This window comes from Ralstonia sp. R-29 (assembly GCF_049913345.1).
Lineage (GTDB): Bacteria > Pseudomonadota > Gammaproteobacteria > Burkholderiales > Burkholderiaceae > Ralstonia.
Genome location: NZ_CP184378.1, coordinates 1,209,117 through 1,225,453 on the forward strand (window position 1 = coordinate 1,209,117; position 16,337 = coordinate 1,225,453).

At 66.5% G+C, this 16,337-nt stretch carries 16 protein-coding genes; 15 read left to right on the forward strand and 1 reads right to left on the reverse strand.

Features of this window, described 5'->3' with window-relative positions; translation table 11 throughout:
- The first annotated feature begins 16 nt into the window (after positions 1 to 16).
- The 14 genes from ACN9M1_RS22645 to ACN9M1_RS22710 are packed head-to-tail and all read left to right on the forward strand — an operon-like array spanning position 17 to position 14,960.
- Positions 17 to 655: a hypothetical protein gene (locus ACN9M1_RS22645; RefSeq protein ID WP_426399089.1), complete on the forward strand. Its 639-nt coding sequence runs from the start codon at positions 17 to 19 to the stop codon at positions 653 to 655.
- Entirely contained in the window at positions 652 to 2,325 is a 1,674-nt protein-coding gene (locus ACN9M1_RS22650; protein ID WP_426399090.1) for an AMP-binding protein, read from the forward strand. Before ACN9M1_RS22645 ends, ACN9M1_RS22650 begins: the two co-directional genes overlap by 4 nt.
- Positions 2,322 to 4,070 carry a glycosyltransferase family 2 protein gene (locus ACN9M1_RS22655; protein ID WP_426399091.1) on the forward strand — a complete coding sequence of 583 codons (1,749 nt, stop codon included), beginning with the start codon at positions 2,322 to 2,324 and terminating at the stop codon, positions 4,068 to 4,070. Before ACN9M1_RS22650 ends, ACN9M1_RS22655 begins: the two co-directional genes overlap by 4 nt.
- Positions 4,063 to 5,661 (forward strand): HAL/PAL/TAL family ammonia-lyase, encoded by a 1,599-nt coding sequence (locus ACN9M1_RS22660; protein ID WP_426399092.1) that lies wholly within the window; start codon positions 4,063 to 4,065, stop codon positions 5,659 to 5,661. Before ACN9M1_RS22655 ends, ACN9M1_RS22660 begins: the two co-directional genes overlap by 8 nt.
- Positions 5,648 to 6,094: an acyl-CoA thioesterase gene (locus tag ACN9M1_RS22665; protein WP_426399093.1), complete on the forward strand. Its 447-nt coding sequence runs from the start codon at positions 5,648 to 5,650 to the stop codon at positions 6,092 to 6,094. Before ACN9M1_RS22660 ends, ACN9M1_RS22665 begins: the two co-directional genes overlap by 14 nt.
- A complete protein-coding gene (locus tag ACN9M1_RS22670; protein ID WP_426399094.1) occupies positions 6,082 to 6,732 on the forward strand; it encodes a LolA family protein in 651 nt (216 codons plus the stop codon). The genes ACN9M1_RS22665 and ACN9M1_RS22670 overlap by 13 nt, the downstream gene beginning before the upstream one ends.
- Positions 6,732 to 9,149 carry an MMPL family transporter gene (locus ACN9M1_RS22675; RefSeq protein WP_426399095.1) on the forward strand — a complete coding sequence of 806 codons (2,418 nt, stop codon included), beginning with the start codon at positions 6,732 to 6,734 and terminating at the stop codon, positions 9,147 to 9,149. Before ACN9M1_RS22670 ends, ACN9M1_RS22675 begins: the two co-directional genes overlap by 1 nt.
- A complete protein-coding gene (locus ACN9M1_RS22680) occupies positions 9,146 to 10,327 on the forward strand; it encodes a beta-ketoacyl-[acyl-carrier-protein] synthase family protein (RefSeq protein WP_426399096.1) in 1,182 nt (393 codons plus the stop codon). The genes ACN9M1_RS22675 and ACN9M1_RS22680 overlap by 4 nt, the downstream gene beginning before the upstream one ends.
- Before the next feature lie 2 nt (positions 10,328 to 10,329).
- Positions 10,330 to 10,800, forward strand: coding sequence for a beta-hydroxyacyl-ACP dehydratase (locus tag ACN9M1_RS22685; protein WP_426399097.1), 471 nt, complete (start codon positions 10,330 to 10,332; stop codon positions 10,798 to 10,800).
- Positions 10,797 to 11,525, forward strand: a complete 729-nt coding sequence (locus tag ACN9M1_RS22690; RefSeq protein WP_426399098.1) for a 3-ketoacyl-ACP reductase FabG2 — start codon at positions 10,797 to 10,799, stop codon at positions 11,523 to 11,525. The genes ACN9M1_RS22685 and ACN9M1_RS22690 overlap by 4 nt, the downstream gene beginning before the upstream one ends.
- Positions 11,525 to 12,751, forward strand: a complete 1,227-nt coding sequence (locus ACN9M1_RS22695) for a beta-ketoacyl-ACP synthase (RefSeq protein WP_426399099.1) — start codon at positions 11,525 to 11,527, stop codon at positions 12,749 to 12,751. Before ACN9M1_RS22690 ends, ACN9M1_RS22695 begins: the two co-directional genes overlap by 1 nt.
- Positions 12,752 to 12,762: 11 nt before the next feature.
- Positions 12,763 to 14,037 (forward strand): beta-ketoacyl-[acyl-carrier-protein] synthase family protein, encoded by a 1,275-nt coding sequence (locus tag ACN9M1_RS22700; protein ID WP_426399100.1) that lies wholly within the window; start codon positions 12,763 to 12,765, stop codon positions 14,035 to 14,037.
- Positions 14,034 to 14,468 (forward strand): hypothetical protein, encoded by a 435-nt coding sequence (locus tag ACN9M1_RS22705; RefSeq protein WP_426399101.1) that lies wholly within the window; start codon positions 14,034 to 14,036, stop codon positions 14,466 to 14,468. Before ACN9M1_RS22700 ends, ACN9M1_RS22705 begins: the two co-directional genes overlap by 4 nt.
- Positions 14,469 to 14,522: 54 nt before the next feature.
- A complete protein-coding gene (locus ACN9M1_RS22710; RefSeq protein WP_426399102.1) occupies positions 14,523 to 14,960 on the forward strand; it encodes an excinuclease ABC subunit A in 438 nt (145 codons plus the stop codon).
- 63 nt (positions 14,961 to 15,023) lie between these two features.
- Here ACN9M1_RS22710 and ACN9M1_RS22715 read toward each other — a convergent pair whose 3' ends face one another.
- A complete protein-coding gene (locus ACN9M1_RS22715; protein ID WP_426399103.1) occupies positions 15,024 to 15,752 on the reverse strand; it encodes a class I SAM-dependent methyltransferase in 729 nt (242 codons plus the stop codon).
- A gap of 149 nt (positions 15,753 to 15,901) precedes the next feature.
- Between ACN9M1_RS22715 and ACN9M1_RS22720 the strand changes: the two genes are divergently transcribed.
- On the forward strand, positions 15,902 to 16,324 hold the full coding sequence (locus tag ACN9M1_RS22720) for an ACT domain-containing protein (RefSeq protein ID WP_426399104.1): 423 nt from the start codon (positions 15,902 to 15,904) through the stop codon (positions 16,322 to 16,324).
- The last annotated feature ends 13 nt before the right edge of the window (positions 16,325 to 16,337 follow it).

Here is a 16,337-nt window from a genome sequence, read left to right on the forward strand (position 1 = left end):
GCGGATGCAAGCGCGCATGCCCGCGCAATCTGACCGCTTGACCCACCCATCCACCACCCTGCCCCGCTGGGTGCGCGGCGCCACGCAGGGGCTGCTGAAAATCGCCTATCCGCTGGTATTGATCGGCGCCTGGCATTTCGGCAAGCCGCGCTACGCCGGCATCGCGCTGCTGGCGCTGTTGTGGGCGCAGCGGTGGGTGGGAGCCGGCAGCGTATCCACGCTGCTGCGCCAGCTCACGCCGCTCGATTGGCTGATCGCCGGCACGCTCACGTGTACCTCGGCGGCCGTGGCCATTACCGATAACGAGCTGGTGCTGCGCCTGTATCCGGCGCTGGTCAATGCCGGGCTGCTGCTGAGCTTTGCGGCCACGCTGCGCTCGGGCCCTTCCATGATCGAAAAATTCGCGCGCATGCGCCTGCCCGATCTGCAACCCCGCGCCGTGCGCTATACGCGGCGCGTGACGCAGGTCTGGTGCGGCTTCTTTGCGCTCAACGGGCTGACCGCCGTGGTAGCGGCGCTGTACTGGTCGCGCGGTGCCTGGGCGCTGTACAACGGCGTGATCGCCTATGGGCTGGTCGGTGTGCTGATTGCGGCCGAGGCGGCGTTCCGCCATTGGGTCGTGCGGCCGCATGCGCCCTCTTCGGAGGCCGCATGATCGCCCTGCATGCCCTGCTGTCAAATGCGCGCGCAAACAACGCCGTAGTCTGCGTTGACGGCGCAACAGCCATCACATACGAGGCTTTCAGCACCCGCGTAACGGCCTACGCCGCTGCATTCGCAGCGCAACCGGCGACGCGCTATGCCCTGTGCGTGGACGACCCGTTCGATTTCACCTGCGCGCTATTCGCGCTGTTTACGTGCGGCAAGCACGTGGTAATTCCCGCCAGCGCGGCGCCCGCCTATCTAGACACGCTGGATGGCGCTTTTGATGCGCTCGTCACCGATGCCAGCCTGGGGGCGATGGATCTGCAAGCGGAAACAACCCTTGGTGCGATTGACCCGCAGGCGCCCATCACGCTGTACACATCGGGCAGTACCGGCACGCCCAAACCCATCCACAAGACGCTCGCGCAATTCGATGCCGAAGTCGTGACCCTGGAGCAGCAGTGGGGCGCGCAGATCGGCACGGGTGCCATGATGGCGAGCGTGCCGCATCATCATATCTATGGGTTGCTGTTCCGCGTGTTCTGGCCGCTGGCGGCTGGGCGTGCATTCAGCCGGCAAACGCATACCGAACCTGCGGCATTGCATGGTGCGCTGGCGCAGCATGCAACAGCGGCCTTTGTTTCCAGCCCCGCGCAATTGGCGCGCTGGCCAGAATTGCCCGGCTTCAGCGCGCTGCCGGCGTTGCCAGTGGTGTTCTCCTCGGGTGGCCCGCTGGATGCGGCTGCCGCCACGGCATTTGCTGCCGCGCATGGCAGCGCGCCCATTGAAGTGTTCGGCAGCACCGAGACGGGCGGCATCGCCTGGCGCCGTCAGGACCAGACGCTGGCCTGGTGCTCCTTTTCAAGTATCGAAATCCGCCAGGAAGACGACGGCGCGCTAGCCGTGCGCTCGCCGCATCTGCCGCACCAAGATTGGCACCGCACCGACGACGCCATCGCCTTTGACGACAGCGGCCGCTTCCTCCTGCGTGGTCGGCTGGATCGCGTGGTCAAGGTGGACGGCAAGCGTGTCTCGCTGCCGGAAGTCGAGGGCTGGCTGGGCACGCATCCGTTTGTCACGCGGGCGGCGGCGACGCTGTTGCCCGGGGCGTCGCGCGAACGGCTGGGCGCGCTGGTGGCGCTCACGCCCGCCGGTGTGCAAGCGCTGCGTGCGCAGGGCCGCGTGGCCCTGGCCAAGACGCTGCGCCGGCATCTGTCCACTTACACCGAGCCCACGTTGATTCCCCGTCGCTGGCGCTTCTGCATGGCCATGCCGGTAGATGCGCGCGGCAAGCTGCCAGCCGCCGCCGTGGCCGCCGCCTTCCGGCCCGGCGTGGAAGGTTTCGAAACCCTCGCGCACGTCAGCGATGCCGAGGGTGATCACTACGAATTGCGCGTCAGCCCCGACCTGGTTCACTTTGCAGGCCACTTCCCCGGTCTGCCAATCCTGCCGGGCGTGGTGCTCGTTGACTGGGCGGTGCGCTTGGCCGCCACCCGCAATCGCGCCGTACGCGCAATCGCTTCGGTGGATCAGTTGAAGTTCATGGCGCCGGTGCCGCCGGGCGCGGTGGTCTCGCTACGGCTCGCACACGAGCCGGACCGCTGTCGCGTGCGCTTTGTCGCCCGGCTCGGGGCGCGGGATTGCGCTTCGGGCGTGCTGGTGCATCAGGAGGCGGCATGACCCCACCGACTGGTGTCACCACCGCCATCGTCATCCCGATCTACAACCACAAGGACGCCATCGGCAATACGGTGGCGCACCTGGCGGTGCACGGGCTGCCGATCTTTATCGTCGACGACGGCAGCGATGCGGCCACGCAAGCCGTGCTGGCCGCGTTGGCACAGCAGTACGCATCGCAAGTGACGCTGCTGCGTCTGCCGCAGAACGGTGGCAAGGGCGCTGCCGTGATGGCGGGCCTGCGCGCCGCGCGTGCTGCTGGCTATACGCATGCCCTGCAGATTGACGCCGACGGCCAGCATGATGCCGCCGACGTGCCCCGCTTCCTGGCCGCCGCAGCCGCTTCGCCCGACGCGGTGATCCTCGGCCGCCCGGTCTACGACGAAAGCGTGCCAAAGGCGCGCCTGTACGGCCGCTACCTCACGCACGTGTGGGTGTGGATCGAAACGCTGTCGTTTGATATTCGGGATTCGATGTGCGGCTTCCGCATCTATCCGTTGGCGCTGGCGTGCAAGCTGATTGACGATGTGGCGCTGCCCACGCGCATGGATTTCGACATCGAGATTCTGGTACGCCTGCACTGGCGCCGCGCGCGCATCGTCACGCTGCCCACGCGCGTGACGTACGAGCCGGGCGGCCTCTCGCACTTTGACGTGCTGTGGGACAACGTGCGCATCAGCAAGAGCCACACGCGCATGGTGGCCGGCATGCTGCTTCGGCTGCCGCTGCTGCTGGCCGGCAAGTTCATGCCGCGCTGGCGGCATCCGGCTGCAGCAGACAAGACGCAGAGCGAGTCTCACGGCTGGTGGCGCATGGCCGAGCGCGGCAGCCAGCTCGGCATGCAGTTTCTGGCGCTGAGTTGCCGCCTGTTCGGTACGCGGTTCACTTCGCTGTGGCTGTACCCGATCGTTGCGTACTTTCTGCTGACGGGCCGCGCTGCGCGAGAGGCATCGCGGCAGTATTTCGCGCGCCTGCATGCGACATCACCCGGGGCTGACATGCCACAGCCGGGGTGGCTGAGCGCGTACCGTCAGATGATCGCGTTTGCGCAGTCGGGGCTCGACAAGCTGGCGGCGTGGTCAGGCCAAGTCAAAAACGAGCGCGTGCGCTTTGATGACCCGACCGCGTTCGAGGCGCTCGTCGCCAGCGGGCGCGGTGCGCTGGTGATCGGCGCGCACCTGGGCAACCTGGAGATGACGCGCGCGCTGGCTGCCCGCAACGGCCATGCCAAAGTGACGGCGGTGGTCTACACCGAGCACGCGCAGCGCTTCAACCACGTGCTGGCACAGGCGCATCCGGATGTCGTCTCGCACCTGATGCAAGTGACCGACTTCGGCCCCGCCACCGCCATGCTGATGCAGGAGCGCATCGACGCCGGCGAACTGCTGGTGATCGTGGGCGACCGTGTGCCCGCGCATGAGTCAGGGCGCACGGTGGAGGCCAGCTTCCTCGGCGCACCCGCGCAGTTCGCGCAAGGGCCGTATGTGCTGGCGCACGCCCTGGGCTGCCCCGTCTACCTGTTCTTCTGCCTGAAGACGGGCCGAGACCACACCCTCTACTTCGAACCGTTTGCCGAACGCATCGAACTGCCGCGCGCCGAGCGTGCACGCCACCTGGGCGGATTCGCGCAACGCTATGCGGAACGGCTCGAACACTATTGCCGCAAGGCGCCTTTCCAATGGTTCAACTTCTTCGATTTTTGGGCGCGTCCGCGCGTTGCCAAGAACATGGATACCGCCCATGGCTGAACACGATCTGAATGTGACCACAGAGCGGCACACAGAGCGCCACATCAAGCCCATCGTCATCGGCAACCGCCATCTGACGATCGAAGACGTGGTTGCCATCGCGCGCGGCACGCAGCCGGTGTCGCTCAACGCGGACGCCGCCTGGCGCTTGCGCATCGAGCGCGGCGCGCAGTTCCTGCGGGAACGCCTGGCCCAAGGCGCAACCATCTACGGCGTCAACACCGGCTACGGCGATGCCTGCCAGGTGAGCGTGCCGATGGCGCTGGTCGAAGCCCTGCCGCTGCAACTCACGCGCTACCACGGCTGCGGCATGGGCCGCTACCTGGAGGCCTCGGAAACGCTGGCCGTGGTGGCCGCACGGTTGAACTCGCTGGCCTATGGGTACTCGGGCGTGCGCTTCGTGCTGCTGCAACGTCTAGCTGATCTCGTCAACCACCGCATCCTGCCGCGCATTCCGGCCGAGGGCTCGGTGGGTGCCAGCGGCGACCTGACGCCGCTGTCGTACGTGGCCGCTGCACTGGTCGGCGAGCGTGACGTGCTCTTCAACGACGCACTGCAACCTGCTGCCGGCGTATGGCAGCAGATCGGCCACGCGCCCCTCACCCTGGCCCCCAAGGAAGGGCTCGCACTGATGAACGGCACGGCCGTCATGACGGGCCTGGCGTGTCTCGCGTATGCACGGGCCGAGCAACTGGTCCGACTGTCGTCCAGATTGACGGCGCTCGCCACGGTGGCACTCGATGGCCGCGCCGCGCACTTCCACCCCACCATCTTTGCCGCCAAGCCGCACGCCGGTCAGGCGGAGGTGGCGGGCTGGATTCGCGCTGACTTGGCCGACTGGGACGACACCTCCGCGCACCGCGTGCAAGACCGCTACTCGATCCGCTGCGCGCCGCACGTGATCGGGGTCGCGCGCGACGCGCAGTCGTGGATCCGCCGCGACATCGAAAACGAACTCAACAGCGCCAACGACAACCCGCTCATCGACCCCGATGCGCAGGAAGTCCTGCACGGTGGCAACTTCTACGGCGGGCACATTGCGTTTGCGATGGACTCGCTCAAAACGGCCATCGCCAACCTGGCCGACCTGATGGACCGCCAGGTCGCGCTGCTGGTGGACGACAAGTTCAACAACGGCCTGCCGCGCAACCTGTCCGGCGCCACGGCAGAGCGCGCACCGATCAACCACGGCTTCAAGGCGGTGCAGATTTCGTCGTCCGCGTGGACGGCCGAGGCGCTCAAGCACACCATGCCGGCGAGCGTGTTCTCGCGCTCCACCGAGGCACACAACCAGGACAAGGTCAGCATGGGCACGATCGCCGCGCGCGACTGCCTGCGCGTGCTTGAGCTGACCGAACAGGTTGCCGCCGCCCATACGCTGGCGGCGGTGCAGGCGGTGCGGCTGCGCTGCCAGCTCGACCCGTCGACGAAGGTACCGGCACCGGTGCAGGCGTTTATCGACCGCGTGAGCACGCTGTCGGCGTTCGTGAGCGAAGACCGCCCGCTGGAAGCCGACCTGCGCACGCTGACGCTCGCCATCGAGCGCGGCACGCTCACGGATGAACAAGGAGCGCAATATGACCGCACGTGACCTGCCGGCGACCTTGCCACCCCTGACCGCCAGCGCCCGCGTGGAAGTGCCCTTCCATGACGTCGACGCCATGGACGTCTGCTGGCATGGCCACTATCTGAAGTATTTCGAGATCGGCCGCGCCGCGCTGCTGCGCCGCTTCGACTACGACTACCGGGAGATGCGCGATTCGGGCTTTCTGTGGCCCGTGGTGGAAGCTCACCTCAAGTACATCAAGCCAGCGACCTATGGCCAGCAGATCGAGGTGCGCGCCACGCTGGTGGAATACCAAAACCGTCTGAAGATCGGCTACGAAATCGTCGATTGCGCATCGGGTGCGCGCCTCACAAAAGGCCACACCACGCAGGTGGCGGTGTGCGCCCGCACGGGTGAACTCCAGTTCGTCTCGCCGCCCGTGATGATCGAACGTGTGGAGCGCGCATGGCTGCCCTAATCCACACCGTGCGCGCATGGGCAACGGCGCTGGTGCTGGCGGCCTGCCCGCTGGCCAATGCGGCACCTACGGAGCCGCCACAGGACAATGCGCTTGTCTCGCAAGTGGCCGCGCAGTTGGCACAGGCCAAAGGCGTGCGCGCGCAGTTCGTGCAAACACAATCGCTGCAAGCCATGCAAAAGCCGCTGGTGAGCAGCGGCACCCTGCTCTTCCTGCGCGATCAAGGCGCACTCTGGCGCATCGAGCAGCCAACCCGCATGACCTATGTGATGACCGACACCGGCGTCACCACGCTGGACGCCAACGACAAGCCCATGGCGCGCGGCGCACGCAATGCCGCAGGCGTGGCGCAGGTCTCGCGCATGATGCGCGCGATGCTGGCGGGCGATCTGTCGGCGCTGTATTCGCAGTTCAATGTCAATGCGCAAGGCAACGCCAGCCGCTGGCACCTGCGGTTGATTCCGGCGCAGCCGCAATTGGCGCAGGCGTTGCGTGGCCTGGATCTGACGGGGGATACCTACCTGCGCAGCATCCGCATTCAATCGGCCAACGGCGACGAAACCCGCATCGAGTTCACGGGCAGCACGCGCGTGGACGCGCCCAACGCGGCGGAACGCACGCTGCTGGGAGCGCCCTGATGGCGCGGGAGTTTGCCCTGCGCCAGTCCGGTCAAGCCACCTGGGCCATCCGGCTCGGCTGGCTCGCACTCGTGCTGGCCGCGCTGCTCTATTGCGGCGTGCGGCTGCACGATGGCACGGCGCTGCAGACCAACTTGCTGGCCCTGCTGCCCGCGACCGAGGCCGACCCGGTGGCCGAAAAGGCCGTCGACACACTCGCCGCATCGCTGGGCGACCGCGCCGTCTTCCTGGTCAGCAGCCGCGATGCCGAGCACGCCAAGGCCGCCGCATTGCAGCTTGGCGGTCAGCTCAAACGCAGCCCCGCATTCCGCAACGTGATTGCCGCGCTGCCGCCGTTCGACGCCAGCCAGATCACACGCTTCTACCAGCCCTACCGCTTCGGCCTGCTCAGCGCCGCCGACCGTGCAGCGCTGGACGATCCGTCCACGGCGTTGCCGGCACTGCTCGCACAACGGCTCTACGCGCCGGTTGAAACCGGGCTGAGCGCGCCGCTGGCCGATGACCCATTCGGCTGGCTCGGCCACTGGCTGGCCGACCTGCCACTGGCGGCCACGCGCCTGGAGCTGGAAGACAACTTCCTGATCGCCCGGCACGACAACACCACCAGCGTGCTGGTAACCACCACCCTCGCCGCCTCCGCCTACGACGGACAAACCCAGGCCGACGTGCGCAGCGCGGTCGCCGGAGCCGAACAATCACTTGCGCGGTCCTTTCCCGACGTCACACTGGTGCGCACAGGCGCGGTGTTCTACGCGGCCGCGGCGCGCAATGCTTCGGAGCAGGAGCTGCACCGCATCGGCATCGTCTCCACAGTCGGCATTGCGCTGCTGATGCTGTGGGTGTTCCGCTCGCCGCGCTATTTGCTGCTGGGGTTCGTGTCGACCGGCATCGGTATTGTGTTTGCGCTGGCGGCCACGCTGCTCGTGTTCGGCAAGCTGCACCTGCTGACGCTGGTATTCGGCGCCAGCCTGATTGGCGAAGCGGTGGATTACTCCATCCAGTACTTCGTCAGCCACCTTGGGGCCGAGGCCGGGCAAGACGCACGACGCAGCGCGCGCGATGTGCGCCCCGCACTGTTGGTCGCCCTGGCCACCAGCCTGCTCGGTTACGCCATTCTGGTTGGCGTACCCTTTCCGGCGCTGCGCCAGATTGCCTGCTTTGCCATCGCGGGGATTGGGGCGGCCTTCCTGTCGGTGGCTTCGCTGCTGCCCGCCCTGCTGGTGAACGCACCACGCCAACCGCGCCGCACCTATGGCCGAGCCGCACGCTGGCTTAGCGGCTGGCAGACCGCACTCACGCGCCGAGGCGCCTGGCTGTGTCTTGCGCTCATCGCTGTCGCGGCCGTGCCCGGCTGGCTGCGCCTGACCAGCGATGACGACATCCACCTGTTGATCCAACGCGATCCGGAACTCGCCCGGCAGGAATCCGTGGTGCGCGAGGCCATTGGCGTGGAGAACAGCACGCAGTTCTTCGTCGTGAAGGGCGATCCCGCCGAGCAGGTCTTGCAGCGCGCGGAAGCCCTACAACGCAAGTTGGAGGCACCCATTGCCGGTGCGCAACTCAAGGGCGTGCAATCCGTCGCGCAATTCGTGCCGTCTGCGCATCAGCAAGCGCAAGACCACGCTCGTCTTGCCAATCGCGTGTTCGCCGATCCACAGGCACTGAGCACCACATTGACCGACGCCGGCTTCCGCCCCGACGTGGCGGCTACCTACATCAACGCTTTTGCAAGCGCCGGCAGCAGCACCCCGCTCACCATCGACGCATGGCTGGCGATGCCGTGGTCGCAGCCCTACCGCCATCTCTGGCTCGGCCAGGTTGCGAACGCCAACGCGCAACAACCCGTGTATGCGGCCATCGTCATTCCAACGGGTGCCACGGCCGCGCAATTGCCCGCGCTTGCCGCATTTGCGGAGGGCGATGCCGGCATCCGCTTTGTCGACAAGCCGGCCAGCGTCGCGCGCCTGTTCGCCACCTACCGCGTCGACAGCGGCTGGTGGCTGGCCGGCGCGCTCAGCCTGATCCTCGCGTTGTTCTGCGTGCGCTATGGGCTGGCGGCCGGCGTGCGTGTGACGCTGCCGGTGATCTGCGCGGTCGGCATCACGTTTGCCGTGTACGGTTATGCGGGCATTCCGCTGAACCTGTTCCATTGGCTGGCCCTGATGCTGGTGCTCGGCGTGGGGGCCAACTACGCTGTGTTTCTGCGCGAAGGCTGTACGCGCCAACGTGCGGACATTGGCGGCGTATGGGTGGGCGTGCTGTTGTCAGCCGCGACCACGCTGCTGTCGTTCGGCCTGCTCAGTACGAGCGCCATGCCGGTGCTGCGCAGCTTTGGCATGACGCTGGCACTGGGCATCGTCATCGCGGTGGCATTGGCACCGCTGGGTATGCCACTGGCAAGACATCGATCCTCATGACTGCATTTACTGCCTACCTACATGCGCTGGGCATGGTCAACGCACTGGGCGATGACGTGGACACCATCCGTCGCAATTTGGCGGCCAGCCACGCGCCCGGCATGGTTGCGGCCGAGCGGCCCGATGGCACAACTGCCATCGTGGGGCGCGCCGTGGCACCACTCACGCTTGCACCTCCTGCACATCTCGCCCCCTACGACTGCCGCAACAACCGGCTGCTGCTGGCCGCGCTCGCGCAGATCGAGCCCGCGCTGAGCGCCGCCCGCGAGCGCTATGGTGCGCACCGCATCGGCATCGTGCTCGGCACCAGCACCTCGGGCATCGATGCGGCCGAAGCGGCGCTGCGCCATGCCAAGGCACACGGCGCGTTGCCCCCCGCGTTTGACTATCGCCAGATGGAAATCGGCACGCTTGCGCCCTTCGCCGCGGCGGCACTCGGCACCACCGGCCCCGCCTATACGGTGTCCACGGCCTGCACGTCGAGCGCCAAGGCATTCGCATCCGCCCGCCGGTTGCTCGGCCTGAACCTGTGCGACGCCGTGGTCGTGGGCGGTGTGGATTCGCTGTGCGAGCTGACGCTGCAGGGCTTTGCCTCATTGGAATCGACCAGCCCCGTGCGCACCAACCCGATGAGCCGCAATCGTGCCGGCATCAACATCGGTGAAGGCGCCGCGGTGTTTCTCATGACGCGCGAGCCCGGGCCGGTACGCCTGGCCGGTGCGGGCGAATCGAGTGATGCCCACCATATCTCCGCGCCCGACCCCACCGGCGCCGGCGCGGAACGCGCGTTGCGTGCCGCGCTGGCCGATGCGGGCATCGACGCCAACGCCATCGGCTACGTCAACCTGCATGCCACGGCCACGCGCAAGAACGACGAGATGGAAGCACACCTCATGGCGCGCGTCTTCCCACTCGGCGTGCCGACCAGTGGCACCAAACCGCTGACCGGCCACACACTGGGCGCGGCGGGTGCGACCGAACTCGGCTTTGCGTGGCTCGCGCTTGCACACGAAGGCACGCCCTTGCCACGCCACCTGTGGGATGGCGAATCGGACCCCGCGCTACCTACGCTGGATTTGATCGAAGACGACCGCCGCCTGGGCGCCGGCCAGTACGTGATGAGCAACTCGTTTGCGTTCGGCGGCAGCAACGCCAGCCTGATCCTGGGCCAGGGATGAGCATGAGCGCCGACTTTCCCATCTTGCCCATCGAATCCATCCTGCCGCATCGAGGCACCATGTTGCTGCTCGCAGGCGTGGAGGCGTGGGATGAAGAATCCCTGACCGCTACCGCCGACGTCGACCCCACTGCGTGGTATGCCGACGCCGCGGGCAACATGCCGGCGTGGATCGGCATCGAACTGATGGCCCAGGCGATTGCCGCGCATGTCGGCCTGCTCTCAACACGCGAGGGCAAACCCGCGCGGCCCGGCGTGTTGCTGGGCTCGCGCAAGTACGAGGCCAGCGTGCCGGCCTTCACGTCAGCTCACTCGCTGCGCATTGAAGCACGCGAGTTGCTGCGCGGCGCAGAGGGTCATGGCGCGTACGAGTGCACAATCAGCACCTGCGGCCAGACGCTGGCCAAGGCCATCATCAAGGTCTACCAGCCGACCGATTTTCAAGCATTCATCGAAGGGAGTTTCACAGCATGAGCCGCCGTGTTCTTGTGACGGGCGCCAGCCGCGGCATCGGCCGGGCCATCGCCTACCAGTTGGCGTCGGACGGGTTCGACGTTTCCGTGCATTGCCGCAGCGGCCGCAACGAGGCCGAGGCCGTGGTGGCCGGTATTCAGGCGCAAGGCGGCACGGCACGCGTGCTGCAATTTGACGTGCGCGACCGCAACGCCTGCCGCACGCAGCTCGAAGCCGACGTGGAAGCGCACGGCGCCTACTACGGCATCGTCCTGTGCGCAGGCGTCACGCGCGACGCCGCCTTTCCCGCTCTGACGGACGAAGACTGGGACATCGTGCTGGAGACCGGCCTGGACGGCTTCTACAACGTGGTGCACCCGCTCACCATGCCGATGGTGCGCGCACGCAGGGGCGGCCGCATCGTCACCATTGCATCGGTGTCTGGCGTCATGGGCAACCGTGGGCAGGTGAACTACAGCGCAGCCAAGGCTGGGTTGATCGGCGCGACCAAGGCGCTGGCAGTGGAACTGGCCTCGCGCAACATCACCGTGAACTGCGTGGCGCCGGGGTTGATCGAGACCGAGATGCTCTCGCATGTCGAGCACCTCGACCACGCCCTGAAAACGGTGCCAATGAATCGCGTGGGCCAGCCGGCCGAGGTCGCTGCGGTGGTCGGCTTTCTGATGTCGGATGCGGCGTCGTACGTCACGCGGCAAGTGATTGGCGTCAACGGCGGGATCGTCTGATGAAGCGCGTTGTTGTGACGGGCATGGGCGGCGTGACCGCCCTGGGCTCCGAGTGGAGCGAAATCCAATCCGCCATCGAGCAAGGCCGCAACGCCGTGCGCCGCATGCCGGAGTGGGATTACTTCGACACCTTGCATGCGCGCCTGGCCGCCCCGCTGCCTTCCTTCACCACGCCAGCGGACTACCCGCGCAAGAAGACGCGCTCGATGGGGCCGGTGTCGGTGTACGCCGTGCGCGCAAGCGAGATGGCGTTGGCCGATGCCGGGCTTACGGGCGACACCTCCATCGCCGATGGCCGCATGGGTGTGGCGTACGGTTCGTCGTCTGGCTCCGTGCAGCCGATCCGCGCGTTTGGCAGCATGCTCGATACGGGCTCGATGCAAGGCGTGACCTCCAACAGCTACGTGCAGATGATGCCGCACACCACGGCCGTGAACGTGGCGCTGTTCTGGGACTTGAAGGGCCGCATCATCCCCACGTCGTGCGCGTGTGCCTCGGGCAGCCAGGCGATCGGTTATGCCTACGAAGCCATCGCCACCGGCAAGCAGACGATGATGCTGGCCGGCGGCGCGGAAGAGCTTTCCGCGCCGGCCGTGGCGGTGTTCGACACGCTCTATGCCACCAGCACGCGCAATGACGAGCCACACCTCACACCCCGCCCGTTCGACAAGGCGCGCGACGGCCTGGTGGTAGGCGAAGGCGCCGCCACGCTGGTGCTGGAAGACTACGACCACGCCCGCGCACGCAGCGCACGCATCCATGCGGAGGTGGTCGGCTTCGGCTGCAACTCCGACGGCGCGCACATGACGCAGCCCACCGCCACCACGATGAGCCATGCGATGCGGCTTGCACTGCAAGACGCCGGCCTCTCGCAAGACGCCATCGGTTACGTCAACGCGCATGGCACCTCCACCGACCTGGGCGACGTGGCCGAAAGCCGGGCCACCGCTGAAGTGTTCCGCCCGTCGATACCGATCAGCTCGCTCAAGAGCTACATCGGCCATACGCTGGGCGCGTGCGGCGCCATCGAAGCGTGGTGGACCATCGAGATGATGAAGCGCAACTGGTTCGCGCCCACGCTCAACCTCGAACACGTCGACCCGGCCTGCGCGCCGCTCGACTACATCGCCGACAGCGCCCGCGAACTGCATGTCGACTACGTGATGAGCAACAACTTTGCGTTCGGCGGCATCAACACGTCGCTGATCTTCAAGCGCGCCGACTGATGCAAGCTGGTATGACGCGCACTTCCTGGGCACCCGAACGCGTGGTCGTCACGGGCCTGGGCATTGTGAGCTGCCTGGGGAATACGCTTGATGCGGTTTCCGCCGCGCTGCGCGACGGGCGCTCGGGGCTGGTGCACATGCCGGCTTGGCAAGCGATGGGACTGTCATGCCAGGTAGCGGGTTTGGCCTCCGTGCAGGACGAACCGCCGTTTGCGCGCAAGTTCGAGCGCTTCATGGGCGAGACCGCGCGCATGGCGTGTCACGCCGCGCGCAAGGCGGTTGAGGACGCCGGGCTCGACATGGCCGCGCTGCAATCACCGCGCGCTGGCCTGGTGGCAGGTTCGGGCAGCGGCGCATTGGCCGCCTACGACACCGCACTGGACGCCGTACGCGCGCGCGGCGTCGAACGCGCCTCGCCCTACATCGTGCCGCAGGTGATGAGCAGCACAGTGTCAGCCAACCTCGCGCAGGTGTTCGGGCTGGGCGGCATCAGCTATTCGCCTTCATCTGCGTGCACCACGTCAGCCTTGGCCATCGGGCAGGCTGCGCATTGGATTCGTTCCGGCCAGCAGGACATCATGCTCGCCGGTGGCGCGGAAGAACTACACGACAGCTACGCATTGTTCTTCGACGCCATGGGCGCGCTCTCGCGGGCGCCGGGTGACATGCCCGCACGCGCATCGCGCCCTTACGATATGGCGCGCGACGGCTTCGTACTGGGCGCGGGCGCGGGGATGCTGGTACTGGAATCGCTCACGCATGCGCGGGCACGTGGCGCCCGAATCTATGCCGAGCTGACCGGCTTCGGGCAGAGCACCGATGTGGGCTCGATGGTGTCGCCCCGCGCGCCAGGCATCGCGCGCGCCATCCAGAGTGCCATAGACGAAGCAGGCGCGCCGCCCGATTACATCAACACGCACGGCCCCTCCACGCCATCGGGCGACGTGGAAGAAATCCTGGCCCTGCAGACAGTATTCGGCGCCGAGGTGCCGGCGTTCTCGTCCACCAAGGGGCTCACCGGGCATCCACCGGGCGCGGCAGGCGCGCACGAAGCCATCTATACCTTGCTGATGATGCGCGACGGCTTTGTCGCGGGCTCGGTCGGCATTGAAACGCCCGACCCGGCGGTGGCAGGCCTGCCGCTGGTACGCGAGACGCGCCCAGCGCAAATCGGGCGCGCGCTGTCGATTTCCTTCGGCTTTGGCGGCAGTTGCGCCGGGCTGATGTTTGATGCCAGAGATGGCGATTTCTCACCCCAACAACAAGAACAGGAATGCTCTCGATGAAGACCCAACTGCTACTGGCTGCCAGCGCACTGGCCATGCTCACCCAGGCGGCCCACGCTGGCACCCAGGTGATGACGTTCCCGATTCAGCCGGTGCTGCAATCGCAGCAGTTCGCGCCCGGCGTCGGCTTGTACTTTGGTGATCAGCCGCACCCGGCCGTGGTGACGAAGCTGGGCGAAGTCACCAAGTCGTCGCACCCGGCGCGCAAGACCGCCACCGAGGTCGAAATCTGCAACGCCACGCTGGCGGACGCGCTGGGCCAACTCGCCAACGCCGCGCACGACCGCGGAGCTAACGCCGTCATCAACATCAAGACGTGGTTCCACTCCACCGTGAGCAATGACGCCAACAACTACACCTGCGGCGTCAGCGGCGTGTCGGCCGGGCTGCACGTAAGCGGCGAGCTGGTCAACGTCGAACCTGCCAAGTAATCCGTGATTGCAGTCCCTTTCCACAACCCGCAATACAACAACAAGGAGTCTGGAATGAAACGTCACCTGATGCTGGCCGCCCTGTGCGTCGCCACGATGAGCACCACCGCCTTCGCCCGCAACGATGTCGAGACCTACTCGATCGAGGCCGCACTCAAGAGCCCCGGCTCTGAGAAGGTCGGCAGCGATATCGCACTGAGCTTTGCGGGCCAGAAGCACACGGCCGTGGTGAAGTCGATGGGCGAGATCGCCACCAACAAGAAGACCAACGGTGTTGGCCGCAGCGATGAAGCCGCTTGCCAGTACGTCTTCCTGTCAGCCGTGCTGGCGCTACAGGAACGTGCCCGCGAAATGGGCGGCAACGCGGTCATCAACATCAAGAGCAACTACAAGAACAACCTGACTGCCAGCGCGACGGACTTCACGTGCGGCTCGGGCGCGCTCATGTCGGGCGTGGCCCTGAAGGGTGAGGTTGTGACGCTGAAGAAGTAACGCGCTGACGTGTAACGGGTGCCACCGGCCGGAATGTTCGGCCGGCACACTCGCTACAACCGATCAGGCAGCGGGCTTGGTAGCGGCGACGTTGACGAGCGTCTCGCGCCGCTTGCCCGGCTTGGGATGATGCAGGCCCAGACGCTCGAACAGGCCGAAGTCCGTTGCGCGGCTCCACCATAGATACGGCAGCGAAACGTTTCGCTGATCAAACTCAAAACCACCGGCACGCAGCATCTGCAGATAGCCATCCGCGCTCTTTTGCACTTCCATGGGATGCCGGAACAGCAAGCGGATCACCCACGACTTGATATACGCGTCGGTCGACTCCGCAAACAGCAGCACGCCACCCGGCTTCAAGATGCGCCGGAATTCCGCCAGCGCGCGCTCCTGCTCGACAAGGTGATGAAACGTCTGATGGCAGAACACGATGTCTGCACAAGCGTCGGGCAGCGGCAGCGCCGCGCAATCCCCTTGCATCACCTCGACTGGCGTGCCGATGGCACTCCCGGCCTTGCGCGCCGCGTCCAGCGAGGGTTCATGGCAATCCACACCAACGATACGTTGCGGAGCAAACGCTTGCTCCAGCAGCCGGAATGAAATGCCTTGTCCGCACCCGACGTCCACCAGCACGGGGGCGTCGGGTAATGGGGTGGTGATCCGCTGCTTGAGATCGTTGATAGCGACGCGCAGCACATGGTGTTCCCACGTATACGTGCGCAGGAACCAGACACCAAATGCGGTTTCGGGCACGAAGGAACCGACGTGCGCGGGCGTTGAGGTGGTTTGCATGGGGAGGCGGTGGTGGTCTGAAAACGGCAGCGCGGGCATGGACAGCCCGCACATGATTCAGGAGCCGCGACTATAACGCACCGCCGCATGCGGTAGGCGCATTCGATACCGAACCCTATACTGATTCGACGGCACAAGGAGACACGACGATGGAACTGCTCGTGGAACCCGTAGAAGTGTGGGCGGCAGGCATTCCGGACCAGCCTGGCGGGCTGGCCGCCGTGTTGACGACCCTGCGCGATGCCGGCGCCGATCTGCAATTGATCATCGCCCGGCGCAGCCTCGAGCGGCCCGGCGAAGGCGTTGTCTTCGTCACGCCGCTGCAAGGCGATCATGAAATGCGCGCCGCGGCAGTGGCAGGCTTCAACATCACGCAACGGCAGCACTGCGTGCGCGTGACGGGCCCCAATCAACCAGGCATTGCCGCCGCTCTGGCGGAGGACCTTGCCGAGGCCGGGATCAACCTGCGGGGCTTCTCTGCGTCGGTGATCGGTGCGCAGTTCGTCGCCTACGTCGCGGTCGACTCGCAGGCCGAGGCTGAGAAGGCGGCATCGGTACTCAAGGCTGTTTGAACCCGTGTTGCGG

Excerpts from the sequence above, each read along its gene's own strand:
- ACN9M1_RS22720 (WP_426399104.1), top strand. The coding sequence starts at position 15,902 with ATGGAACTGCTCGTGGAACCCGTAGAAGTGTGGGCGGCAGGCATTCCG.
- ACN9M1_RS22680 (WP_426399096.1), top strand. The coding sequence starts at position 9,146 with ATGACTGCATTTACTGCCTACCTACATGCGCTGGGCATGGTCAACGCA.
- ACN9M1_RS22670 (WP_426399094.1), top strand. The coding sequence starts at position 6,082 with ATGGCTGCCCTAATCCACACCGTGCGCGCATGGGCAACGGCGCTGGTG.
- ACN9M1_RS22705 (WP_426399101.1), top strand. The coding sequence starts at position 14,034 with ATGAAGACCCAACTGCTACTGGCTGCCAGCGCACTGGCCATGCTCACC.
- ACN9M1_RS22710 (WP_426399102.1), top strand. The coding sequence starts at position 14,523 with ATGAAACGTCACCTGATGCTGGCCGCCCTGTGCGTCGCCACGATGAGC.
- ACN9M1_RS22665 (WP_426399093.1), top strand. The coding sequence starts at position 5,648 with ATGACCGCACGTGACCTGCCGGCGACCTTGCCACCCCTGACCGCCAGC.
- ACN9M1_RS22715 (WP_426399103.1), bottom strand. The coding sequence starts at position 15,752 with ATGCAAACCACCTCAACGCCCGCGCACGTCGGTTCCTTCGTGCCCGAA.
- ACN9M1_RS22645 (WP_426399089.1), top strand. The coding sequence starts at position 17 with ATGCCCGCGCAATCTGACCGCTTGACCCACCCATCCACCACCCTGCCC.
- ACN9M1_RS22685 (WP_426399097.1), top strand. The coding sequence starts at position 10,330 with ATGAGCGCCGACTTTCCCATCTTGCCCATCGAATCCATCCTGCCGCAT.
- ACN9M1_RS22690 (WP_426399098.1), top strand. The coding sequence starts at position 10,797 with ATGAGCCGCCGTGTTCTTGTGACGGGCGCCAGCCGCGGCATCGGCCGG.
- ACN9M1_RS22660 (WP_426399092.1), top strand. The coding sequence starts at position 4,063 with ATGGCTGAACACGATCTGAATGTGACCACAGAGCGGCACACAGAGCGC.
- ACN9M1_RS22675 (WP_426399095.1), top strand. The coding sequence starts at position 6,732 with ATGGCGCGGGAGTTTGCCCTGCGCCAGTCCGGTCAAGCCACCTGGGCC.
- ACN9M1_RS22655 (WP_426399091.1), top strand. The coding sequence starts at position 2,322 with ATGACCCCACCGACTGGTGTCACCACCGCCATCGTCATCCCGATCTAC.
- ACN9M1_RS22650 (WP_426399090.1), top strand. The coding sequence starts at position 652 with ATGATCGCCCTGCATGCCCTGCTGTCAAATGCGCGCGCAAACAACGCC.
- ACN9M1_RS22695 (WP_426399099.1), top strand. The coding sequence starts at position 11,525 with ATGAAGCGCGTTGTTGTGACGGGCATGGGCGGCGTGACCGCCCTGGGC.
- ACN9M1_RS22700 (WP_426399100.1), top strand. The coding sequence starts at position 12,763 with ATGACGCGCACTTCCTGGGCACCCGAACGCGTGGTCGTCACGGGCCTG.